This is a genomic window from Methylobacterium mesophilicum, from assembly GCF_022179445.1.
Classification (GTDB): Bacteria; Pseudomonadota; Alphaproteobacteria; order Rhizobiales; family Beijerinckiaceae; genus Methylobacterium; species Methylobacterium mesophilicum.
Map to the genome: position 1 here is coordinate 78,421 of NZ_BPQU01000003.1, position 23,193 is coordinate 101,613.

General features: G+C 69.3%; 20 protein-coding genes. 11 read left to right on the plus strand and 9 right to left on the minus strand.

Translation table 11 applies throughout. The features are described from left to right. Positions 1 to 53: 53 nt before the first annotated feature. From trpA to MFF40_RS04860, 4 genes are all read left to right on the plus strand, one after another. Complete coding sequence (gene trpA, locus MFF40_RS04845) at positions 54 to 893, plus strand: tryptophan synthase subunit alpha (protein ID WP_147896891.1); 840 nt, start codon at positions 54 to 56, stop codon at positions 891 to 893. 82 nt (positions 894 to 975) lie between these two features. Continuing rightward, positions 976 to 1,872, plus strand: coding sequence for an acetyl-CoA carboxylase, carboxyltransferase subunit beta (gene accD / locus MFF40_RS04850; RefSeq protein WP_147857239.1), 897 nt, complete (start codon positions 976 to 978; stop codon positions 1,870 to 1,872). Between the two features lie 8 nt (positions 1,873 to 1,880). Beyond that, positions 1,881 to 3,206, plus strand: a complete 1,326-nt coding sequence (locus tag MFF40_RS04855) for a bifunctional folylpolyglutamate synthase/dihydrofolate synthase (protein WP_147857240.1) — start codon at positions 1,881 to 1,883, stop codon at positions 3,204 to 3,206. A gap of 206 nt (positions 3,207 to 3,412) precedes the next feature. After that, positions 3,413 to 4,312 carry an outer membrane protein gene (locus tag MFF40_RS04860; RefSeq protein ID WP_238259821.1) on the plus strand — a complete coding sequence of 300 codons (900 nt, stop codon included), beginning with the start codon at positions 3,413 to 3,415 and terminating at the stop codon, positions 4,310 to 4,312. 118 nt (positions 4,313 to 4,430) lie between these two features. On the opposite strand, the gene trxA is transcribed toward MFF40_RS04860, so the two are convergent. Together trxA and addA are read right to left on the minus strand one after the other, a co-directional pair. Further along, entirely contained in the window at positions 4,431 to 4,754 is a 324-nt protein-coding gene (trxA, locus tag MFF40_RS04865) for a thioredoxin (protein ID WP_007561219.1), read from the minus strand. Between the two features lie 464 nt (positions 4,755 to 5,218). Then, complete coding sequence (gene addA / locus MFF40_RS04870; protein ID WP_238259823.1) at positions 5,219 to 8,707, minus strand: double-strand break repair helicase AddA; 3,489 nt, start codon at positions 8,705 to 8,707, stop codon at positions 5,219 to 5,221. 114 nt (positions 8,708 to 8,821) lie between these two features. Between addA and minC (MFF40_RS04875) the strand changes: the two genes are divergently transcribed. The 5 genes from minC (MFF40_RS04875) (at position 8,822) to MFF40_RS04895 (ending at position 12,904) form a co-directional block, all read left to right on the plus strand. Beyond that, positions 8,822 to 9,577: a septum site-determining protein MinC gene (gene minC / locus MFF40_RS04875; RefSeq protein WP_147854824.1), complete on the plus strand. Its 756-nt coding sequence runs from the start codon at positions 8,822 to 8,824 to the stop codon at positions 9,575 to 9,577. A gap of 376 nt (positions 9,578 to 9,953) precedes the next feature. Beyond that, positions 9,954 to 10,682 carry a septum site-determining protein MinC gene (gene minC, locus MFF40_RS04880; protein ID WP_147854823.1) on the plus strand — a complete coding sequence of 243 codons (729 nt, stop codon included), beginning with the start codon at positions 9,954 to 9,956 and terminating at the stop codon, positions 10,680 to 10,682. Positions 10,683 to 10,712: 30 nt separating this feature from the next. Next, the gene (gene minD / locus MFF40_RS04885; RefSeq protein WP_147854822.1) at positions 10,713 to 11,528 is read left to right on the plus strand and encodes a septum site-determining protein MinD; all 816 of its coding nucleotides are present in this window, start codon (positions 10,713 to 10,715) and stop codon (positions 11,526 to 11,528) included. Next, positions 11,525 to 11,863 carry a cell division topological specificity factor MinE gene (gene minE / locus MFF40_RS04890; protein WP_147854821.1) on the plus strand — a complete coding sequence of 113 codons (339 nt, stop codon included), beginning with the start codon at positions 11,525 to 11,527 and terminating at the stop codon, positions 11,861 to 11,863. The genes minD and minE overlap by 4 nt, the downstream gene beginning before the upstream one ends. Positions 11,864 to 12,019: 156 nt before the next feature. Then, the gene (locus MFF40_RS04895) at positions 12,020 to 12,904 is read left to right on the plus strand and encodes an alpha/beta fold hydrolase (RefSeq protein WP_147854820.1); all 885 of its coding nucleotides are present in this window, start codon (positions 12,020 to 12,022) and stop codon (positions 12,902 to 12,904) included. On the opposite strand, the gene MFF40_RS04900 is transcribed toward MFF40_RS04895, so the two are convergent. Next, positions 12,894 to 14,330 carry a cytochrome P450 gene (locus tag MFF40_RS04900; RefSeq protein WP_187277710.1) on the minus strand — a complete coding sequence of 479 codons (1,437 nt, stop codon included), beginning with the start codon at positions 14,328 to 14,330 and terminating at the stop codon, positions 12,894 to 12,896. The genes MFF40_RS04895 and MFF40_RS04900 overlap by 11 nt on opposite strands. Positions 14,331 to 14,415: 85 nt before the next feature. Then, positions 14,416 to 17,064: an ABC transporter ATP-binding protein gene (locus tag MFF40_RS04905; RefSeq protein ID WP_238259824.1), complete on the minus strand. Its 2,649-nt coding sequence runs from the start codon at positions 17,062 to 17,064 to the stop codon at positions 14,416 to 14,418. Positions 17,065 to 17,899: 835 nt separating this feature from the next. On the opposite strand from MFF40_RS04905, the gene typA reads away from it, so the two are divergent. After that, complete coding sequence (gene typA, locus MFF40_RS04910; protein ID WP_147854075.1) at positions 17,900 to 19,726, plus strand: translational GTPase TypA; 1,827 nt, start codon at positions 17,900 to 17,902, stop codon at positions 19,724 to 19,726. A gap of 143 nt (positions 19,727 to 19,869) precedes the next feature. Continuing rightward, complete coding sequence (locus MFF40_RS04915) at positions 19,870 to 20,091, plus strand: DUF2188 domain-containing protein (RefSeq protein ID WP_147854074.1); 222 nt, start codon at positions 19,870 to 19,872, stop codon at positions 20,089 to 20,091. Positions 20,092 to 20,271: 180 nt separating this feature from the next. On the opposite strand, the gene MFF40_RS04920 is transcribed toward MFF40_RS04915, so the two are convergent. From MFF40_RS04920 to cysK, 5 genes are all read right to left on the minus strand, one after another. Continuing rightward, on the minus strand, positions 20,272 to 20,424 hold the full coding sequence (locus MFF40_RS04920) for a hypothetical protein (protein ID WP_187193374.1): 153 nt from the start codon (positions 20,422 to 20,424) through the stop codon (positions 20,272 to 20,274). After that, positions 20,421 to 20,735: a hypothetical protein gene (locus MFF40_RS04925; RefSeq protein WP_147854073.1), complete on the minus strand. Its 315-nt coding sequence runs from the start codon at positions 20,733 to 20,735 to the stop codon at positions 20,421 to 20,423. The genes MFF40_RS04920 and MFF40_RS04925 overlap by 4 nt, the downstream gene beginning before the upstream one ends. Continuing rightward, entirely contained in the window at positions 20,735 to 21,061 is a 327-nt protein-coding gene (locus MFF40_RS04930; protein ID WP_147854072.1) for a hypothetical protein, read from the minus strand. Before MFF40_RS04930 ends, MFF40_RS04925 begins: the two co-directional genes overlap by 1 nt. Positions 21,062 to 21,167: 106 nt before the next feature. Further along, entirely contained in the window at positions 21,168 to 21,665 is a 498-nt protein-coding gene (locus tag MFF40_RS04935) for a hypothetical protein (RefSeq protein ID WP_238259825.1), read from the minus strand. A 427-nt stretch (positions 21,666 to 22,092) separates the two neighbouring features. Beyond that, positions 22,093 to 23,067 carry a cysteine synthase A gene (gene cysK, locus MFF40_RS04940; protein ID WP_147854070.1) on the minus strand — a complete coding sequence of 325 codons (975 nt, stop codon included), beginning with the start codon at positions 23,065 to 23,067 and terminating at the stop codon, positions 22,093 to 22,095. Positions 23,068 to 23,193 lie beyond the last annotated feature (126 nt).

Genomic DNA, 23,193 nt, shown 5'->3' on the forward strand with positions numbered 1-23,193 from the left:
ATAATCCTGGGCCGGATCCCGGTCCCTTCGTCGCGAAAACCCGTATCAGATCCATGCCGAGCCGCATCGACGCCACCTTCGCCCGCGCCCGCGCGGAGAACCGGGCCGTCCTCGTCACCTACGTGATGGCGGGCGATCCCGACCCGGAGACCTCCCTGGAGGTCCTGAAGGCGCTGCCCGGCGCCGGCGCCGACATCCTGGAATTCGGCCTGCCGTTCACCGACCCGATGGCCGACGGCCCGGCGATCCAGGCCGCGGGCCTGCGCGCCCTCAAGGCCGGCCAGGGTGTCGCCGGCACCCTCGACCTCGTGCGCCGCTTCCGGGCGGAGAACGACGGCACGCCGATCGTGCTGATGGGCTACTTCAACCCGATCCACACCTACGGGGTCGACCGCTTCCTCGACGACGCGGTGGCGGCCGGAGTGGACGGTCTGATCGTGGTCGACCTGCCGCCGGAGGAGGATACCGAGCTGTGCCTGCCGGCTCTGGCCAAGGGGCTCGCGTTCATCCGGCTCGCCACGCCGACCACCGACGAGCGCCGCCTGCCGGCCGTGCTCGCGAACACCGCGGGCTTCGTCTACTACGTGTCGATCACCGGGATCACCGGCACGGCGACGCCGGATTTCGGCAAGGTCTCGGAGGCGGTCGCCCGCATCCGCCGCCACACCGACCTGCCGGTGGTGGTGGGGTTCGGGGTGAAGACCGGCGCCCACGCGACGGCGATCGCCAAGGGCGCCGACGGCGTCGTGGTCGGTTCGGCGCTGGTGGACACCCTGGTCCGCGGGCTGGATTCCGAGGGTCGGCCGCAAGCCGGCACCGTCCCGGCGGTGGCGGCGCTGGTCCGTGAACTCGCGGCCGGCGTGCGCGCGGGCGGCGCGGACCGGGCGGCCTGAACCCCGGATCACCGCGCGCCCTGGCGGCGGCGAACACGGCACCTGATATCAGCGCGAGCTTGAAGCGAACGGACGCGAGTCGATGGTCGAACCGATGAACTGGATCTCGGAGGTGGTGCGCCCCCGGATCAAGACCCTGTTCAAGCGCGAGACGCCGGAGAACCTCTGGGTCAAGTGCCCGGATACCGGCCAGATGGTGTTCCACAAGGAGGTGGAAGCCAATCACTGGGTGATTCCCGGCTCCGAGCATCACCTCAAGATGAGCGCCGCCGCGCGCCTCAAGATGATGTTCGACGAGGGCACCTGGATCGACGTGGCGCTCCCCGAGGTCGCCGTCGACCCGCTTAAGTTCCGCGACGAGAAGCGCTACGTCGACCGCCTGAAGGAGGCCCGGGCCAAGACCGGCCTGCAGGACGCGTTCAAGATCGGCTTCGGCCGGGTCGGCGGCCTGCCCATGACGCTGGCGGCGCAGGAATTCGGCTTCATGGCGGGATCGCTCGGCATGGCGGCGGGCGAGGCCTTCGTGCGCGGCGCCGAGACCGCCCTGGAGAAGCGTACCCCCTACGTGCTGTTCTCGGCCTCGGGCGGGGCGCGCATGCAGGAGGGGATCCTGTCGCTGATGCAGATGCCCAGGACCACCGTGGCCGTGCGCCGGCTGAACGCCGCACGCCTGCCCTACATCGTGGTGCTCACCAACCCGACCACCGGCGGCGTCACAGCTTCCTACGCCATGCTGGGCGACGTGCACCTGGCCGAGCCGGGCGCGCTGATCTGCTTCGCCGGCCCCCGGGTGATCGAGCAGACCATCCGAGAGAAGCTGCCGGACGGCTTCCAGCGGGCCGAGTATCTGCGCGAGCACGGCATGGTCGATCAGGTGGTCCACCGCCACGCCCTGAAGGAGACGATCGCACGGATCTGCGGCCTGCTGACCAACGCCGCGACGCCCGAGGCGCCGGCGCCTGCCCAGGCGGCGGCTTAGCCGGCGCCATGGCCTCCTCAGATGCCCTCATGGCGCGATTCCTCGCGCTCCATCCGCGCACCATCGACCTGTCGCTGGGGCGGATCGAGCGCTTGCTGGCCCGGCTGAACCACCCGGAGCGGCGCCTGCCGCCGGTGATCCACGTCGCCGGGACCAACGGCAAGGGCTCGACCATCGCATTCATGCGGGCGATCCTGGAGGCCGGGAGCCTGGCGGCGCATGTCTACACCTCGCCGCACCTGGTCCGGTTCCACGAGCGGATCCGGCTCGGCGGCATCGGCGGCGGCCAGTTCGTGGACGAGGATCGGCTGGCCGACGCGTTCTCACGCTGCGAGGCCGCCAATGACGGCCAACCGATCACCATGTTCGAGATCACCACGGCGGCCGCCCTGCTGCTGTTCTCGGAGAGCCCGGCCGACGTGCTGCTGCTCGAGGTCGGGCTGGGCGGCCGGCTCGACGCCACCAACGTCATCGCCCAGCCGGCCTGCGCGGTCGTGACCCCGATCGGGCGCGACCATGCCGAGTATCTCGGCGACACGGTCGAATCGGTGGCGGCCGAGAAGGCCGGGATCTTCAAGCGCGGCTGCCCGGCTGTGATCGCGGCGCAGGATTATGCCGAGGCGGACGCCGTACTCTGCCGGCACGCCGAAGCCGTGGGCGCGACACCGATCCGGGTCGGAAACCAGGATTTCTCCGCGCACGACGAGCGCGGCCGCATGGTCTACCAGGACGAGACCGACCTGTTCGACCTGCCCCGTCCGCGACTCGCCGGGCGCCACCAACTGGTCAACGCCGCCACCGCGATCACGGCTCTGCGGGCCGCCGGCTTCGGCGATATCGGCAACGCCGCGTTGGAGCGGGGCCTCACCGAGGTCGATTGGCCCGGCCGTCTGCAGCGGCTCGGTCGTGGGCGCCTCGCCGCCCAGCTCGACCCCGGCGCCGAGCTTTGGCTCGACGGCGGTCACAACATCGACGGCGGCCGGATCCTCGCCGCCGCCATGGCCGATCTCGGCGAACGTAGCGACGTGCCGCTGGTGCTGATCGTCGGCCTGCTGAGCACCAAGGACGCTGACGGCTTCCTGCGCAACTTCGTCGGGCTGGCCCGGGCGCTCATCGCGGTCCCGATCACCACCTCGATGGCGGCGCGGCCGGCGGAGGAGGTGGCGCGCATCGGCGAGGCCGTCGGCCTCTCGACCCGGACCGCCCCGAGCATCGAGGCCGCCCTGGGTCAAGTGAAGGACATCGCCTTCGAGCAGCCGCCGCGGATCCTGATTTGTGGTTCGCTGTACTTGGCCGGATTGGTGCTCGCCGCCAACGACACGCCCCCCGTCTGAGTCGCTCCGCGCCTTTGTCTTGAGCGCTGGCTTTTTCCGGCGTTTCAGTTAGCGACCCGGTAATGGCCGTCGATTCGCCGCATTCGGGGATGCGAATCGCCTCTAAAGGCTACGCTTTCCCCCCGCTGTGGCAGCGAAGCTACATCCTCGTCAGGACCGATCGCCTAGCTTCGGCGGCGATCGGGCTTGTGCTGGGGATCACAGTAATGAAGACGCTTCTCACCTCTCTCGCGGCGTTCACCGCGCTCACCGCGGCAGCCTCCGCCGCCGACCTGCCGCGCCGCGCCGCGCCGCCGCCGGTGTTCACCCCCGTCCCGGTGTTCACCTGGACCGGCTTCTATTTCGGTATCAACGCCGGCTACGCGTTCGACGCCAGCAGCACCGACAGCAACCGCGGCTTCGTGCAGACCGCCGGCAGCCCGGCCGTGCTCGGCGCCAACGGCCTTTCGCCCTATCAGGCGCTGCGTCCGAACGGCTCCTCGCTGATCTACAACCGCAACAACCGCGAAGGCTTCTCCGGCGGTGGCCAGATCGGCTACAACTACCAGTTCACCCCGGGCTCGGGCGTCGTGATCGGCTTCGAGGCCGACGCGCAGTACCTCGATTTCGGTGGCCGTCCGCGCTACGCCACGAACGCCGCCGCCATCAACCCGGGCTTCATCCCGGTCAACGGCACCCTGAACACGCTGGACTTCTTCGGCACCGTGCGCGGCCGCCTCGGCTACGCCTTCGACAAGACCCTCGTGTACGCCACCGGCGGTTTCGCTTACGCCACGGGCGACCAGGGCACCCAGGGCGTCGCGTTCCAGAACTTCGCTGGCAGCCGCGACAACTTCAAGACCGGCTACACCGTCGGCGGCGGCGCCGAGTTCGCGCTCCCCACCGACTCGTTCCTGAACTTCTTCCGCTCGTCGGCGGTGACGTTCAAGGTCGAAGGTCTGTACGTCAGCCTGGACCGCAACCGCACTGGCCTGCCGCTGGTCGGCGCCTCCCTCAACACCGGCGCCGTCCTGCCGGTCTACGCCGTCACCGGCAACACCAGCCGCAACACGAACGACTTCGCCGTCGTCCGCGCCGGCCTGAACTACAAGTTCGGCTCGTACTAAGATCGAACGCTTGGTCCCGGGCGCGAAGCCCGGGACTTAAAATCGGGTCTCGAAACAGAGAAAGCCCGGCCTCGCGGCCGGGCTTTCTTTTTGGCGTCACATCGGACGCGTCAGGCGCTTACGCGACCTGCGCGCCGATCCAGCGGGAGAGGTCGCCCTTCGGGGCGGCGCCGACCTTCTGGTCGACCCGCTCGCCGTTCTTGAACAGCAGCAGCGTCGGGATCGAGCGGATGCCGTACTGGGCGGCGATCTGCGGGTTCTCGTCGACGTTGACCTTGGCGATCTTCACCTTGCCCTGGAGATCGGTGGCGATCTCTTCGAGCGCCGGGCCGATCTGGCGGCAGGGGCCGCACCATTCCGCCCAGAAATCGACCACGACGGGCTCGGCGGACTTGAGAACGTCCTGCTCGAAGCTCGCGTCGGTTACTTTGACCGTCGCCATAACGTCACCTTTCAGAACCGGCCGCCGATCGGGCGGCCTCGGACGGGCAGGGGCCCGCGCGGTTCGATCAGACTTGGCGACGGGCCGCCGCGCGGTCAAGCAGTCCACCCGCCGTTGCATGGGGGCGTCTTCAGGGGCGCATTGCGATAGGCGCTGGCGCATGTCGGGTGGGGGAGGGGCGGGGAAAGGTGCGAGAGAAGACCCTTCCAGCGGATGCCGCCGCGTTGCAGCTTTCTTCCTCGACACCCCCGCCCCACCGTCATGGCGAGCGTAGCGAAGCAATCCCGGGGCGCTGCGCGATCTTAAGCTGGCGCATCACCGGGTCGCTTCGCCGTGCTCGCAATGACGGCGTGAAGCGCGCATGATTCGGCCAGAAGCTATCCACAGACACGTCGCCCGCGCGCTGTGGCGAGCCTGGAAACTCGTCGTTCTCGGGTGCGCTCGCTCACTCGGAAAAGCGCCCGTCAGCCCTCGATCCCCGCCCGGTCGAGGGCCGCTCGGATATCGTCCGCACTCAGCGTCCGGATCACCGGACCCGAGGTCCAGATCAGCATCGGCCGAATCGTCCGGTCCGGATAGATCTCGCCGAGCAGGCGCGCGTAGAGCGCGATCTGTCCGGCTTCCGCAGGCGGTAGCGGCGCGTCCTCGGGCGGTGGGCGGCCGGTCTTGAAGTCGGCGATCCGGATCGTGTCGGTCGCGACGGAGAGGCGGTCGACGCGGCCCTGCACCACCCGTTCGCCACCGCCGGCTCGCACCCGGCCGGACAGGTTCACCTCGGCCCGGGCGTCGGGTGCGAAGAGCGGGGCGAGGTCCGGATCGTCGATGATCCGCAGCACCGAGCGGACGATTCCGGAGGTTGCCGGCCGCGGCAGGCCGGGGGCGCGGGCCCGCACGAAAGCGAGGCCGGCCGCTTCCCGGCGCCCGGTCTCGACCCGGGGCAGGTGCTGAAGCAGGGAATGGATCAGGATGCCCCGGCGCCGCGCCTGGGCGTCCGCGAGGCGGGGCGGGGGCACCCGAGCACCGTCGGCCGCCTGCAGGGCTCCGGACGGGTTGAGGACCGGGATCTCGGGTTCCGCCGGTACGGGGCTGCGCAGCCAATCCGGCTCCGGCTTCGTCGCCGCGATCGGCGACGGCACGTCCGGCGGACGGTGCTGCGTCTCCGCGCCGTCCTGCCACAGCGTCGCGGGTCCGTAGGGCAGCTCCAGGGTCTGCCCGGCGCCGAGGGCGGCTTCCAGGCCGGCCCGGACCATCCGGCACCACGCGGCCTCGCTCTCGCGCTCGTGGCCCCGGAACGGCGCCACGATCAGCCGGTCGGCGGCCCGGGTCATGGCCACGTAGAGAAGGCGGTTGTGCTCCTGGCGCGCCCGGGCGAGCAGTGCCGCGCGGGCCTCGCCGGTGGCGGCGCAATCCTGCGTCTTCCCGCTGGACCAGACCGGCGGCAGCATCGCGCGACCGACCGGCAGCGGCAGCAGCGGCGGATCGTTGCGCCCGAGCGGCTCGCAGCCGTCGATCACGACGACGACCGGCGCCTCCAGGCCCTTGGCCCCGTGCACCGTCATCACCCGGACCTCGTCGCGGCCCGATTCCATGTCGCGCTTGACCGTGTGGCCGGCCTCGGTGCCGACGTAGCGGGCCAGGAAGCCGCCGAGCGACGGCGCGTCCTCGCCGGTCTCGGCCTGGGCGGCGGCGGCGAGGAAGACGTCGATGGCGTCGCCGGCCTCGCCCCCGAGCCGGGCGACCAGCTTGGCCCGCCCGCCCTGCGGCCCGAGAAGCCGCGCGTAGAAGCCGAACGGGCCGTGCAGACCCGCCAGGGCGATCCAGTCCGAGAGCGCAGCGAGCCCGCGGATCGCCGCGGCATCGCCGGCCTCTGCGTGCCGGTCGAGGGAATCCTCCAGGGTCTCGGACAGGTCCCGGCGCGCGGCTAGCCGGACGAGATCCTCGTCGGTGAGGCCGACCAGCGGCGTCTTGAGCGCGGTGGCGAGCGTCAGGTCGTCGGCCGGCAGCAGGCCAGCGCGCCCGGCGGCCACGAGGTCGGCCACCGCGATATGGGCCGAGACCTCCAGCCGGTCCTGGCCGGCGACCGGGACGCCGAGGCCCTTCAGGGACCGGATCACCTCCTCGAAGGCCGGCCCGCGCTTGCGCACCAGGATCAGCACGTCGCCGGGGCGCCAGACCCGACCGGTGGCGTCGCCCTGGATCGTCCAGGTCCGCACCGCCTGCGCCACACGCCGCGCGGTAACGATCGCCGGGGCGCTGGTCTCGGGCGCGTCCACGGGCGCCGTCCAGGCATCCGGCTCCGGGGCCGGCTCGGGCTCGGCGATCGGCCACAACTCGACCGCCCCGGGGGCGTCGGGCCGGGCGCTGGCGTGGACGGTCCGGCGGGCAACGTCCTCGAACGACAGGCCCTCGTTGTGCGCGTCGAGGGCGAACACCGCGTCGACCGCCTGAAGCACCATCCCGGTCGAGCGGAACGACAGGGTCAGCGGCACGTCCTCGAAGGTCAGGCCGGCGGCTCGCGATTCCTGGATCCAGGCCGCCCGGGTGAGCGCGAATTCCCGCGGCTCGGCGCCCTGGAAGCCGTAGATCGACTGCTTCGGGTCGCCCACCGCGAACCGGGTCCGGGTCCCGGCCCGGGCACCCTCGCCGGCGGCGAATTCCTGGGTGATCGCCCGCAGGATCTCCCACTGCTCCGGGTTGGTATCCTGCGCCTCGTCGACCAGCACGTGGTCGATGCCGCGGTCGAGCTTGTAAAGTACCCACCCGGCCCCGACCCGGGCCAGCAGGTCCAGGGCCTTGTGGATCAGGTCGTCGAAATCGAGCGCGCCGAGCCGGGCCTTCTGCGCCTCGATCCGGCGGTGGATCTCGGCGGCGAGCTGGAACAGGGCCTGGGTGCGGGCATGCGCCCGTGCGGCGCGCAAGCGATCGAACAGCGGTTCCAGCCGATTGCGCTCGGCGATCAGGCACGCCTTCACGTCCGCCGGGACACCCTTGGTGCCGAGGCTGGTATCAGCCTTGGGCTCGTCCTTTTGGGTGAAGAACACCCCACGGTAGAGATCGAGCGCCTCGGACCGATCGGGCAGATCCTCCGATCGCGCCCGCTCGGCCTCGGCCGCCGCCAGGGCGTCGGCCAGCTTCTCGTCGTTGGCCTTGCCGGTGCGCAATCCGTCGATCAGCGCCGCCCGGTCCTCGGGTCTGCAGCCTGGGCCGCCGTCCAGGATCGCGGCCTCGACAGCCTCCGAATTCTCTTCGTCGGCTAGCCCGAGGGCCCCGTGCAATTCTTCGAAGGAACGCTCCATTCGGGCGCGGTCGCCGATCAGACTTCGCGCTCGCAACGCGGAGCGGATCGCCGCCCGCAGGGTGTCGCCCGTCGCCTCCGGGGTGACCCGCGCCAGCGCCTCACTGAGCGGCGTGTCGCCATTCGACACCGCGTCGGCCAGTACGTTGGCCATCTCGATGTCGAAGATCTCTCGCGCTTTGGTCTCGTCGAGCACCACGAACCGGGCCGGCACGTTCGCCTCGAACGGGAACATGTGGAGCAGCCGCTCGCACAGGGCGTGCAGAGTCTCGATCTTGAGGCCCCCCGGCGTCTCCACCGCCCGGGCGAACAGCCGCCGCGCCATGCGCAGCCGCTCCGCGTCGGCCCGCTCGCCGGTCAGCGCCGTGAGCTCCGCCGCAAGCGCGGCGTCGTCCAACGTCACCCAGCGGCCGAGCAGGCGGAACACCCGGATCGCCATGTTGGCAGCCGCCGCCTTGGTGAACGTCAGGCACAGGATCCGGCCCGGGGGCGCCCCGTCGAGGAGCAGGCGCACGACGCGGTCGGTGAGGACCTTGGTCTTGCCCGCACCGGCATTGGCCGATACCCAGGCCGAGGCGCGGGGATCGGCCGCCCGGCGCTGGTTGGCCTGGGTCAGGTCGTCGACGACGAAGGGTCGGGGCGCGGGTACGCTGCTCAAGGTCTCGTCCGGATCGGCTGTCGGACCTCTCTACAACAGAAACGCCCCTGCGGGCCGAGCAAGGCGTCACACGAGGCGTTGCGGGATTGCCCCCGGCGCGGTCGCACCGCATGGATGCAGCAACCCGCCACCCGCCACGCGACACCGAAAACGCCCGTGACCCAGCCGACATCCGAGCCGGCGCGCCCGCCGATCCGCTTCCGCGGCCGCTCCTTCATGGCCACCGTTCTCGCCCCCGTGCCGCCCGTGGCCGAGTGGCTCGGCGACCTCGACGCCCTGAACCGCCGCGCGCCAAACTTCTTCGCCGGCCGGCCGGTGATCCTCGACCTCGCCGGCCTGCGGCTCACCCGGGAGGACCTCGATGGCCTGCTCGCCGAACTCGCCGCCCGCCGGATCGCGATCCTGGGCATCGAAGGCGCGCCGCCCGCGATCCTCACCCCCGAACTGCCGCCGGCCCTGTCGGGTGGCCGCCCCGCCGGCGAGGTCGCCACCCCGGGCGAGGATGCACCCGCCGAGCCGGCCGCCAAGGAGATCGCCCGGTCGCTGATCCTGGATGCGCCGGTGCGCTCGGGCCAGACCGTGCTGCATCTCGAAGGCGACGTGACTGTGCTCGGCGCCGTGGCCTCGGGGGCCGAGGTGATCGCGGGCGGGTCGATCCACGTCTACGGCGCCCTGCGCGGCCGCGCGGTCGCGGGCGCCGCCGGCAATCCAAGCGCACGGATCTGGTGCCGTCGATTCGAGCCGGAACTGGTGGCGATCGACGGCCTCTACCGCGCGGCCGACGACCTCGACCCGACCTTCCAGGGGCAGGCCGTGGAGGTGCGGCTCGTGGAGGACGCGATCAAGCTCAGTCTGTTCGAGCGCGGGTAAGGAAGCGGCTTACCATCTTCCCGGGCGCCCGCCCGACGAACGGTTGGAATCCATTTCCCTGCCGGATGGTCTGACGCCGGACTATTCGAAGATTTGACGGTTCGATCGCAAACGCGAGGCCTGAAACAGCGCCGCGAGAAAAACCTTTTTTCTGTCGATGTTTAAGAAGAATCGGCCGGACCCGTCAGGCGCTTGCGTGTCGACGGCCGGGACGCAAACGGTGAGGTGCGGAGTGTCCCCGATGACGGGGTCCAAGGACCGCACAGATCCGCCGATACCAGGATCCCGGCAGAATTTGCCGACCGGATCCAAAACTTAACCCTTCGGTAACCATGCCAGCCGTCAATGGTCCGGTAAGGACTCTTAACGGGCCGACATGAGCGAAACCCTCCCCGAGCCGATCGACGACCCGCAGACCGCCCCCGCGGCGGCTCCTGCGCCCCGGCCGCTCAGCCTTCGCGGGCGGGCGTTCAAGGGCCTCGCCCTCACCCCCGAGCCGCCGCTTCCCGAGTGGCTCGCGGGCCTCGATGCGGCGCTGAAGCGCTCGCCGACCCTGCTGAAAGGCCGGGCCGTCATCCTGGATTGCGCCCAGTTCAAGCCCGAGCCGGACGCGCTCGAAACGTTAATGAACGAACTCAAGGCCCGCGGCATCACGGTCCTGGGGATCGAAGGGATCGACGCCGTCGCGGCCGGATTTCCACCGCTGCTGGTGCAGGGGCGTCCGTCGGACACGGTCGAGATGCCGTCGGCGCCCGCCGAGCCGGAGCCGCAGGTGGTCACCTCGATCACCGTGGAGGGCTCGGTCCGCTCCGGTCAGAGCGTGATCAACCCGACCGGCGACGTCACCGTGATGGGGTCGGTCTCCTCAGGGGCCGAGATCCTCGCCGGCGGTTCGATCCACGTCTACGGCGCTCTGCGCGGTCGCGCGATCGCCGGTGCCGCGCGCAACCCGCGCGCACGAATCTACTGCCGCAAGTTCGAGCCCGAGTTGCTGGGGATCGACCGCCTCGTGCGGACGGCGGAGGACATGGGCACGGCCCTGCGCGGCAAGGCCGCCCAGGTCTGGCTCGATGGCGGCAACATCCGAATGGCAAGCTTAGACTAATCCAAGCTTAGAAATCAGGGAGATCCACGCGTGGCAAAGGTTCTCGTCGTCACATCGGGCAAGGGCGGCGTCGGCAAGACGACGACGACCGCGGCCCTCGGAGCGGCCCTGGCACAGGGCGGGCAGAGCGTGTGCGTCGTCGATTTCGACGTCGGCCTGCGCAACCTCGACCTGGTCATGGGTGCCGAGCGCCGGGTGGTCTATGACCTCATCAACGTCGTCAACGGCGACGCCAAGCTGCCGCAGGCCCTGATCAAGGACAAGCGGCTCGACACCCTGTTCCTGCTGCCGGCCTCGCAGACTCGCGACAAGGACGCGCTCACCGATGTCGGCGTCGCCCGGGTGATGGAAGAGCTGCGTGAGCGGTTCGACTGGGTGGTGTGCGACTCGCCCGCCGGCATCGAGCGCGGCGCCCAGCTCGCCATGCACCACGCCGACGTGGCCGTGGTTGTGACCAACCCCGAGGTCTCCTCGGTGCGCGACTCCGACCGGATCATCGGGCTACTCGATTCCAAGACCGCCAAGGCGGAAAAGGGCGAGGAGATGGAGAAGCACCTCATCCTCACCCGCTACGACCCAATGCGGGCCGACCGCGGCGACATGCTCAAGACCGAGGACGTCCTCGACATCCTGTCGATCCCGCTGCTGGCGATCATCCCCGAGAGCCAGGAGGTGCTGCGCGCCTCGAACCTCGGCTGCCCGGTCACCCTCAACAACCCCCTCTGTGCCCCGGCGCGGGCCTACGCCGATGCGGCGCGCCGGCTGAAGGGCGAGGACGTGCCGATGAGCATGCCGACCGAGCGGAAGTCGTTCCTGGACAAGCTGTTCATGCGGAGGGCGGCATGAGCATCCTCGGCATCTTCCAGAAGCGCAACTCCGGCGCGGTCGCCCGCGACCGCCTGCAGCTGATCCTCGCCCACGAGCGCGCCGAGTCGGGCCGCCCCGACCTGGTGATGCAGCTCCGCGACGAGATCCTGGCGGTGATCGCCAACCATGTCTCGGTGGAAGCCGACAAGGTGAAGGTCACCCTGGAGCGTGGTGAGGGCGTCTCGACGCTGGGTCTCGACATCGAGCTTCCGCTCGGTGTCTCGGCCAAGCTCGATGCGAAGCTGGCGGCCAAGCTGGCCGAGGTCGCAGCCAACAGGGGCGGGCGCAAGCCCGCCGCCAAGAAGGCCGCTTGAGCCGGACCGGGATCGTCGCCGCCGGCACGAACGTTTGCAAGCCGCGTCCGCCGAGCCGGGCGCGGCTTCGTCATGTCGGTCTCGACCGCGCGTGATTGCGCCCCATCTCGATTCGGCGGCGGCGGTCGGTCGTCGATCGCGTCGGGAGAGTAGACCGTGCCGAGCGCCACCACGGATGACGGCATCCGCCTCCATTACGAGGAGAGCGGAAGCGGCACGCCGCTGATCTTCGTGCACGAGTTCGCGGGAGACCACCGCAGCTACGAGGCGCAGCTTCGCCATTTCGGCCGACGCTATCGCGCCATAGCGTTCAACGCCCGGGGTTACCCGCCGTCCGACGTTCCGGACGCCGTCTCGGCTTATTCGCAGGCCCGCGCCGCCGACGACATCCTGGCGATCCTCGATCATATCGGCGCTGCGCGCGCCCACGTGGCCGGAATCTCGATGGGCGCCTTCGCGACCCTGCATTTCGGGCTGCGCCATCCCCACCGCGCCCTGTCCCTCTGCCTCGGCGGCTGCGGCTACGGCGCAGAACCCGACCGACAGGAGCTGTTTCGCGCCGAGGCCGAGGCAACCGCGACGATCCTGCGGCGGGACGGCATGGAGGCTTTCGCCGAGCGCTATGCCTACGGACCGACCCGGGTCCAGTTCGAGACAAAGGATCCCCGCGGGCATGCCGAGTTCAAGCGCATGCTGGCCGAGCATTCGGCGACCGGATCGGCCAACACCCAGGCGGGCGTGCAGAAGGGACGACCGTCCTTGTACGACCTGCAGGATGCGCTGGCGCAGATCACCGTGCCGACCCTGGTCGTTTCCGGCGACGAAGACTGGCCCTGCCTGGCTCCGAGCCTGATGCTGAAACGGGTCATCCCGTCGGCCGCGCTGGCGATCCTGCCCAATACCGGCCACGCGCTCAGCGTCGAGGAGCCCGACGCCTACAACCGCCTGCTGGGCGAGTTCCTGGCGCAGGTCGAGAGCGGGCGCTGGCCGATGCGGGATCCGCGGGCGATCTCGACCACCATCACGGGAATCAAGGGTTGATCGGTTCCCGCGGGACGAGCCGGAACTTCGCGAAGCGCTGGGGCTGCGTGGTGACCACGGCGTGGGGCAGGATCGGCTCCCGGTCCTCCAGTTCGAGCCGGAACCGGGCCAGCAGCCGGGCCAGCGACAGCACCGTCTCGATCAGCGCGAATTGGGCGCCGATGCAGACGCGCGGGCCGGCCCCGAAGGGCAGGTAGGAGAACCGCGCCGGCGGCTTCGCGCCGGGCAGGAAGCGCCCGGGGTCGAACGCTTCCGGGTCCGACCAGAGCAGCCGGTGCCGGTGGAGCACCCAGGGGCTCACCATCACGATGTCACTCTTCCTGACCGGATGGCCCGCAAGAATGTCCGGGCCGAGCGCCCGCCGGACGATCACGAATGCCGCGGGGTACAGGCGCAGGGTCTCGTCCACCGTCGCCCGGATCAATGACAGTCGCCCGTCGCTCTGGCAGCCGGTCGGATCGCTGAGGTCGGCGGCCTGCGCCTCGGCGGCGAGCCGCTCCTGCAACTCGGGGGCGAGCGCCAGCATGTAGGCGGCCCAGAACAGGGTGCCGGCCGTGGTCTCGTGGCCGGCCAGGATCATGGTCGCGACCTGGTCCCGCAATTCGGCCGCGCTGAACGGCGCGCCAGTATCGGGGTTGCGGGCGGTGGCAAGCAGGTCGAGCAGGTCGCCGGAATGGCCCTCGTCCCGCGCCGCCGACTGGCGGGCCGCGATGATCCGGTCGAGGAACGGGATCCAGCGTCGTCTGAACCGTCCTCGGGCCCAATCGAGCGGCACCGGCCAGCCGGGCGGGATCACGATGTCGAGGAGGTGCGGACGCCCGATCTTGACGCTGTACTCGGCGATGAAGTCGCGCAGCTCCGGACCGTACCGGTCCATCCCGACCGAGAACATGCTTCGGCCGGCGATCTCGAGCGCCAGCCGATGGAAGGCGGCGAACAGGTCGATCGGACCCGCAGCAGCCTCCGAGACGATGCGATCCATCCCGTCGTTCACGGCGGCGGCGATGTGCGGCACGAGGCCATCGATCGCCCGGGGCGTGAACGCCGGCGCCAGGGTGCGGCGCTGATGGCGCCAGGCCGAGCCTTCGCTGATCAACAGGCCGTCACCCAGGATCGGCCGCAGGATCCGCATCGTCCCGGTGGTGCGGGCGTAGTTGGCCTGGTTCTCCACCAGGAAGTGCCGGATCGCCTCGGGATCGTTCAGGACGTAGCTCGACCGTCCGAGCAGGCCGCGCCGGGTGATCGGCTCCTCGAACGCTTGCCGGGGGAAGCCCGCCAGGCCGTTATCGCGGATGGAGCGCAGGTAGTCCGGGAGCGGAAGCTCGTGCTCCGCCAGGGCCGGGTGCGGCGGCACCAGGCGCGGCAGGCCGGCGAGGCTCGGATGTGTCCGGTCCGAAGTCGCGATCGCGTCCGATGATGGGGGCATGTCGGACCATCCTGTGCCGGAGTCGCGCCGCACTGTAAACCGCCGGCTCGCGCCGGTCGTGCGCTGCGGCACCGTCAGGCCTGGGTCACTCGGCGGCGTTGCGCAGGCGGGACTCGTTCGGCCGAAGCTGCAATCGCGCCGGGAAGCGGGCCGCCTCGGCTTCGCTGGACAGGCTGGCCACGAGACTGCCTTGGGGCAGCACGGCCCCCGTCACGTCGAGCAGCGTGTCGACCCCGCGCTCCAGCTGCTCGCTCACCCGGTCGACCACCAGGATCTCCGGATCGCGCAGCAGCGCCCGTGCCAGGCCGATCCGGACGCGGACGCGCTCGGTGAGCAACTGGCCGCGGTTGCCGACCTCCTTGTCGAGGCCGCGCCGCTGGACCGGGCGCTCCAGGTCGAACTCGCGGAACACCGCCCGGGCCTCGCGCTGGATGATCGCCTCGCCGTGCATGCGCGCCGTATCGATGCGGCCGAACAGCAGGTTGTCGAGGACGGTGCTGCGCGGGTTGATCCGATTCGGGTCGTACGATTCGATGTCGCAGCCGTCGTGTCCGTGCATGAACGCCTGGACCACACCCCGCGCCCCGACGATCCGGAGCTGCAGCGGATGATCGAGCAGGCCGAAGCGCATCCGCGGCTCGACGTAGGCGAGCGCGAGCGCCATGAACGCCACGCTGTCCGCCTCGTCCAGCCGGCCCTCCGCGGGCAGGCGGGCGAGCCGGCGGAGGTAATCGGGCAGGGCATCCGGGGTGATCAGCGAGAAGCGCCGGAACAGCGGGTGGCCGGGCGGCACGTCGGCGAAGATGTCCTTCAGGTTCTGGGCGATCGCCACGCCCATGCGGTCGAGTTCGTCCAGCAGCTTCACCCGCTCCAGCGCCTCGCGGAACAGGCGCACCCCTGCGAGCCGTCGCGGATCCGTCAGCGTCGGGTCGCGCGGCACCCCGAACATCAGGTTCTCCGCGACGGTCGCCTGCGCGTTGTAGCTGCCGCGCGAGAACGGGATCACGAGGTCCGCGAGCCCGCTCTTGGCGAAGTGTTCGCGCAGATGATCGCGGGCGGCGATCATGCGCTGGCCGGCGGGCGTATCGTGGACCACCGTGCTGAGGGCACCGAGGCCGAACCGGTAGAGGTCGTCGCCGAGATCCAGGCGGAAGAGCAGGTCGAGCAGGCGTTCGTCGAGTTCCCGGGCATCGCGGACGCCGAACCGGGCGTAGTCGATCCAGGGATCGTCGATGCTGTCGGCCGGGTTGCCGGTCTTCACCGCTTCGTTGATCCGCGCCTTGCTGAGGTCGATGCCGCGGGTCCGCAGCGGCTGGATCCGCAGCCCGTACAGCAGGTTGTCGCGCACCGTCCCGGGGAACAGGACCGGTTCGAGATCCGCGAAGGCGATGCGGCGGGACCGGACGGCCCGCGGCAGGGTCGACAGGTCGTGGTCGCCGATCCGGATCGTGCCGCTGGGCGGGACGCGCAGCCCGGCCAGGACCCGGGCGAATTCCTGCGCGATCGGTCCCGGCGGCGCCAGGGCGAGCCGGCCCGGCAGAGCGGCCTCGACGTCCGTCGTCTCGATCGGCAGCCCCCCCTGGGGATCCCGTAGCGCCAGCGCCTCCACGCGCAGCGGTCCGCCCAGGCGCGGCGGCGTCGCCCGCGAGTCCCGCTCCGCGGGCTGGAGGCGCTGCGGCCCGAAATGCGCCGCCACGGTCTCGTACTTCACCTCGACGTCGAGGCGCTGCTGATCCCAGTCGATCAGCTCCTTCAGGGGCGGCGGGAGATCGCGATAGGCGGCGAGCACCGCCACGAGCTGGCCGATATCGAGCTCGCCCTTGAGGGCGAACACGCCGCCGATGGCGTAGAACAGGAACGGCGTCACCTGCGCGAGCAGGTTGTTCAGGTACTTGACCGCGAATTTCCGCCGGTAGATGCGCAGGCGCAGGTCGTAGAGGCTGTACAGCCGGCCGCCGATTTCAGCCCGTTCCCAACGTCCGGTGTCGTTGAGTGTCACCGCCGGCAGGCCGTCGAGCACCTCGGCGACCCGGCCCGCGAGGTTGCGCGAGGCGATCTGGCGCTGGCGACTGAGCAGGATGATCTGACGCCGCAGGCGCGGGATCACGGTCATCTGCACCGCCACCATCCCGCCGGCTGCGAGGCCGAGCCAGATGTTCTGCATCATGATGAAGGCGAGCGCGGTGGCCGCCTGGGTGCCGAGGAAGACCGGCACCACGATCGCGTCGCCAATGAACGAGCCGATCGGCTCGACCTCGTCCCGGATGATCGTCGCCGTCTCTGAGGATTTCACCTCACGCTGCGCCTCCGGGGTGAAGCGCAGCATCAGGGAGAACAGCTGGAAGCGCAGGCGGCGCAGCATCCGCTCGCCGAGAATTCCCTTCTGCAGGTTGATCCAGAACTTGAAGGCACCATTGATCAGGACGAGCGTCAGGAACAGGGTCGAGAGGCCCAGCAGCAGCTCGAATCGGTCGAACTGGAAGCCCTCGAACAGCCGCGTCGTCCCGCCGCCCAGCAGGTCCGGCCAATCGACCGTGATCTCCAGGAAGGGAGCGGTCGCCTCGCCGTGCGCGAAGGCCTTGCCGGTGATGGCATCGTTGACGATGCGCTTGGGCAGATCGAGGGAGGCGAAGTAGAACGGCAGCGAGGCCAGGACCACCGCGCAGATCTTGAGCTGGTCGGCCTTCGAGTAGCGCCAGATATACGGGAAGAGCCGCGGCTCAAGCTCGCGCATCGGATCCGTCCGGTGAAAGCCCGTCCTGGCGAAATCGATGCGAGCCGGGTGTGCGCGCACGCACAGATCTGAGCGAAAACTCCATCGAACGACGCGGTTCCATCCATCGGGCTCGAAGACACGCGAGATCGGCCGCGCGGCGTCACGGTGACATCGCTGACCTGAGGAGGGCCGGCAGCGTCATCGCGGCGTCATATAGGGCATGCCGGCCGCGCGGCGGCACCCAGCGATCACGGAACCGCTACCCGCGCGGACAGCATGTCCGTACGCCGCCGCGGATCGGAGCGGCCGCGTCAGGTCGCCGTGAACGCGCAAGCTCCGGCCGGTGCATCTCGGCCGCACCAGCGGTAGCGGGCAACGTGAGCGACGCCGCGCTTAATCGAGGCGGGCGGCCGACGCATCCATGCCGCTACCGAGTGCTGTCTCGCCTGCTACCTTTCCGTGCATCGTGGTCGCCTCCGCGCGTTTCGGCCCGTATGCCAAGCCCGCCGTAGAGCGGGGAGGGGCGGCGAATCGCCACCGCCCGCCGGTCCGCGCGGACGACGGCCAATCGCCAGTGGAACGGCGCCCGAAAATCACCGAGCGCGGGGTCCACGAAGATACACGTGTGCGAGCGCGCGATTTCCGGTTTCTCCCGCCAGTGAATTCTCTGTCGCGACCTGTGGTTTATTGGGGTATGGGCGTTCCGTAATACACCGGCATGCGTGCGGCGGCCTTGCCGCGGGGCGCGCGGGCTTATATTGCGACGCAACCACCACGACTCCGTACCTCACCCGGCGCGGACGGCCGCGCCGCGCGGCCGCCAGGGAGCCGGCACAACCCGTTTCGGGCCACCATGAATCTGCGCAACATCGCCATCATTGCCCACGTCGACCACGGCAAGACGACGCTCGTCGACAAGCTGCTGGCCCAATCCGGCACCTTCCGCGAGAATCAGCGGGTCGAGGAGCGGGCGATGGACTCCAACGACTTGGAGAAGGAACGTGGCATCACGATCCTGGCCAAGGCGACCTCGGTCGTGTGGGAGGACACCCGCGTCAACATCGTCGACACCCCTGGCCACGCCGATTTCGGTGGTGAAGTCGAGCGCATCCTGTCGATGGTCGATGGCGTGATCGTGCTGGTGGATGCCGCCGAGGGGCCGATGCCCCAGACCAAGTTCGTGGTCGGCAAGGCCCTCAAGATCGGTCTCCGCCCGATCGTGGCGATCAATAAGGTCGATCGTCCGGATGCGCGCATCAACGAAGTCGTGAACGAGGTGTTCGACCTGTTCGCGGCGCTCGACGCCACCGACGAGCAGCTCGACTTCCCGATCCTGTACGGGTCCGGCCGCAACGGCTGGATGGCCGACGCCCCCGAGGCGGATCCGTCGGTGGGCCTCAAGCCGCTGTTCGAACTCGTGCTCAAGCACGTGCCGCCGGCGCGCGTCGAGGAGGGTCCGTTCCGGATGCTCGGGACCCTGCTGGAGGCCAACCCGTTCCTCGGCCGCATCATCACCGGCCGCATCGCCTCCGGCACCGTCAAGCCGAACCAGCAAATCAAGGTGCTGTCGCGGGACGGCAAGGTGGTCGAGACCGGCCGCGTCTCGAAGATCCTGGCCTTCCGGGGCCTGGAGCGCGCGCCGATCGATATCGGCGAGGCGGGCGACATCGTCTCCATCGCCGGCCTGATCAAGGGCACGGTGGCCGACACGTTCTGCGACCCGCAGGTGGACACCCCGATCCAGGCCCAGCCGATCGATCCGCCGACCGTGACCATGTCGTTCATCGTCAACGATTCGCCGCTCGCCGGCACCGAGGGTGACAAGGTCACCAGCCGCATGATCCGCGACCGCCTGTTCAAGGAGGGCGAGGGCAACGTCACGCTCAAGATCGAGGAAGCGGCCGACAAGGACTCGTTCTACGTGTCCGGCCGCGGTGAGCTTCAGCTCGCCATCCTGATCGAGACGATGCGGCGCGAGGGCTTCGAGATCGCGGTCTCCCGTCCCCGCGTCGTCTTCGAGAAGGACGAGAACGGTGAGCTTCTCGAGCCGATCGAGGAGGTCGTGATCGACGTCGACGAGGAGCATTCCGGCGTCGTCGTCCAGAAGATGTCGGAGCGGAAGGCCGAGATGCTGGAGATGCGGCCTTCGGGTGGCGATCGCCTGCGCCTCGTGTTCCACGCCCCGACCCGCGGCCTGATCGGCTACCAGGGCGAGCTGCTGACCGACACCCGCGGCACGGCGATCATGAACCGCCTGTTCAAGGCCTACGAGCCCTTCAAGGGCGAGATCGCGGGCCGCCGCAACGGCGTGCTGATCTCCAACGACAAGGGCGAGGCCGTGGCCTACGCCATGTGGAACCTCGAGGACCGCGGCCCGATGATGATCGAGCCCGGCTGGAAGGTTTATCAGGGCATGATCATCGGCGAGCACAACCGCGAGAACGACCTCGAGGTGAACGTGCTCAAGGGCAAGAAGCTCACCAACATCCGCACCACCTCGAAGGACGAGGCTGTGCGCCTGACGCCGCCGATCCGCATGACCCTGGAGCGCTCGCTCGCCTGGATCCAGGACGACGAGCTGGTCGAGGTGACGCCGAAGTCGATTCGGCTGCGCAAGACGGTGCTGGACCCGAACGACCGCAAGCGCGTCGAGCGGTCCTCGAAAGACACCGCCGCTTGAGCTGAATGCGCGGCAACCGGGCACTCAGCTCCGGTTGCCGACGGGACTTTAGGTTAGTCCCTGGTTGACCCACCGAACGGCACTACCGGGCCAGATCGCCCGGCAGCCCGTCCGGTCCGGGCCGCGTGAACCCTGTGACACCGATGCCCATCGCCACGCATGCCAGTCAGCACGTTTGTCCCGCCGCACCCTTTCGGGTCGGTCAGGACGGAGACGGTCGCTGGATCGCCGTAGAGATCGGCGGCAGGGCAGGGGGGCTGTTCCGCACCCAACGCGACGCCATCCGTTACGCCTGCGCCGAGACCGGCTGCCGTCCGGATGAGGTCGTGCTGTCCGTCGAGCCGCTCAGTTTTGGCGTGTCGTAAGCATCGGGGGCGCATCTGCTGCGTGATCGGTGAATGATGTCCGCTCCGGCCGCTACGACTTTCACTAGCCCCGAAACGTTCGGCACCAGACCGGCACGCTTCAACGCCGTAACTTTCTAGCGACAATCTGCCGGTGGCGAAGAGGCCCAATCCCATCGCCACCTCTCCGTGAACGGGCTCTCAGCTGCTGCCCGGATCGGTCTCGTCGTTCTGGCTGTCTCCGCCCTGGGGCCCCATCCCGGGCTTTCCGTCTGTCTTCTCGTTCGGGTCCTTCACCGCGTCGGGGGCAACGTTGGCCGGCTTCTTCGGCTTCGGATCTTCGCGCTCGCTCACGATTGATTCTCCTGCTCGACGCGATAATGGCCGTTCGCGACTTTCTCATCGGCGGCGGGGCCGCGGGACGCTTTCTGGTCCGAATGACCGCCTGAGGAACCACCGACCGCGGGCGGTGCCCGTCCGGCCTCGCCGGATTTGCCCCAGCCTTCCTTCGGCTCGGTCTTCGGCGCGCCGCCCCCGCCCATATCGGTGATCGCCGCCTGTTCGGAAGTTTGATGACCGCCACCCGCAGGGTGTTCACCCGGTGTGCCGACCGTATCGTCGGGCTTGCGGGTCACCGTGCCGGAATCGCTGGTGAGTCGGGCCATCAGCGCTTCCCGTCGTCCTGGCCGACCGCCGCGGTGGCACGGTCGATGGCCTTGGTCATATTCGCGCCCGTGCCGAAATCGCCCTGAAGCTTCTTCAGGTTCTCCGGGGGGGTCTCGGCCTCGGTGGCATCCGTGGCATCCGATCCGGGCGTTCCGGACGCGATCCGGGCTGCCTCCGCGTCGCCGGCCGGATCACGCTTGAGGTCCGCTTGTGTGTTGGCCGCCAATCCCACGTCGAGGGGCGAGTCCTGGCCGAGGTCCTGGCCGTTGCGGTCGGCATGAGCGTCGAAATCCTTCAACGACGGCCGTTTCGTCTGATCTGCCATGGCTCATGCCTCTCGTGCGTCACGCTGTGGCGGGACAACGGGGGCGGGTGACCAGGGTTGCGTCGGGCCGGCCGTTCCGGCTCGGGTTGGTCGTGCGACCTATGCCTCAGGGGCCCACGATCTTCGGGACAACGTTCTGCGTCAGCGCCAGCACCGAATCCTCGGCATGCCCGGGATTGTCCGCCCGGGCCTGGATCGTCAGCAGGTCGCCGTCGCGCAGGATCACCGCGGTCGACCCCCCGCCATTCGCCAAGGCATAGACGGTGATCCACCCGACCGCCGGACTGACCGGCAGGGCCGAGAGGCGGCAATCGGGGTTCTGCTTGATGCAGAGCGATTCGAGTTTCGCCAGGGATGTCTCCCCGGATCGTACGCGCTTCTCGGTCCCGTCAGTCGAGCGTCCGACCTGTATCTCGACGGACGGTGACCCCTTGCACGAGGCGCAGGTCAGGTTGAGGTCGAGCGGTGTCGCCTGCACCGCCGCATTGCTGCCGATCGCGGCGCGAATTGGGTCTACGAAGCCCGTGAGGTCGTGACTGACGAAGCCCTGCGCCTGTGCGGCCGGGGCAACGAGACAGCCGAGGAGAACGAGAAGCCAGCGCATGCGGACAGATCCGTCTTGTCGTCAGGCCGCCCGCGGCGCGCCAGCAACCCGGGACTCAGATGACCCATGCGCGAAGGTTTTCCAAGATTGCCGCAAGTGATGGCCCTCTTGCGGCACGTGTGCAACCAATGACGCGAAGACGTAGTTTGACTGTATAGATCCGCGTCAGACTTATAATCGCGCGCAATTAACTATTTAATTAAGCCATTTTCTCGTAAATAAAAAAACAATACTGCCTTAAGGTGATTGAGGAAAATTGGCCGGGCGGCGGTGAGATCGTCGTGCAAACTCTCATGACGAAACGGCCATTCGGCCATCCGCTGTGCCAGGGTGACGCCTTGAAAAGAAAGGCCGCACCGCCTCCGAAGAGCCAATGCCGCCTGACACCCAAGATGCGGCGCGGGCTGCGCGCCGCAGCGATGGCGGATCAGCCGATTCCGTCGAACAGGGCCGACGAGATGTAGCGCTCGGCGAACGAGCAGGCGATCGTGACGATCCGCTTGCCCTGGAACTCCGGCCGCTTCGCCAGCTCCAGTGCCGCCGCGACGTTGCCGCCGGTGGAGATGCCACCCGGTATGCCCTCAAGGCGGGCCAGCGCCCGCGACGTCTCGAAGGCGGTGTCGTTGGAGACCTTGAGCACGCCGTCCAGGATGTCCGTGTGCAGGTTTCCAGGGATGAAGCCCGCGCCGATACCCTGGATCTTGTGCGGACCGGGCTGGCCGCCGGAGATGACCGGGGAATCCACCGGCTCGACGGCGAACACCTGCAGGCCCGGCAGGCGCGGCTTCAAGACTTCGCCGACGCCGGTCACGGTCCCGCCGGTGCCGACGCCGGCCACGAACGCGTCGAGCTTGCCGCCCGTGTCGGTCCAGATCTCCTCGGCGGTGGTCTTCCGGTGGATCTCCGGGTTGGCCGGGTTCGAGAATTGCTGCGGCATCACCGAGCCAGGGATCTCCTTCAGCAGTTCCTCGGCCTTGGCGATGGCGCCCTTCATGCCCTGCGCGCCCGGGGTGAGCGCCAGCTCAGCGCCGAGGAACGCCAGCATCTTGCGCCGCTCGATGGACATCGTCTCGGGCATCACCAGGATCAGCCGGTAGCCGCGGGCCGCGGCCACGAAGGCCAGCGCGATCCCGGTATTGCCGGATGTCGGCTCGACCAGCGTACCGCCGGGTTGCAGCTTGCCCGAGGCCTCGAGGGCGTCGATCATGTTGACGCCGATCCGGTCCTTCACGCTGGCGATCGGGTTGAAGAACTCGAGCTTCAGCAGGATCTCGGCATCGACGCCGTGCTCCTTGGGCAGGCGGTTGAGGCGCACCAGCGGGGTGTTGCCGATGGTCTCGGTGATCGAGCCGTAGACACGGCCGTGGCCGACCTTCGCCGGCGCGTTGAGGGAATCGGCCATCGCGGAACTCCTGCAGGTGACGGGTCGAACTGATGTCGGGTCCGTGCGGTCCAGGCCAAGGGGTGCCTCGGCCGACCGGCGGACAGGAGGCTGCGATATCGCGTCGCCGAACCCGGGGCAATTGGG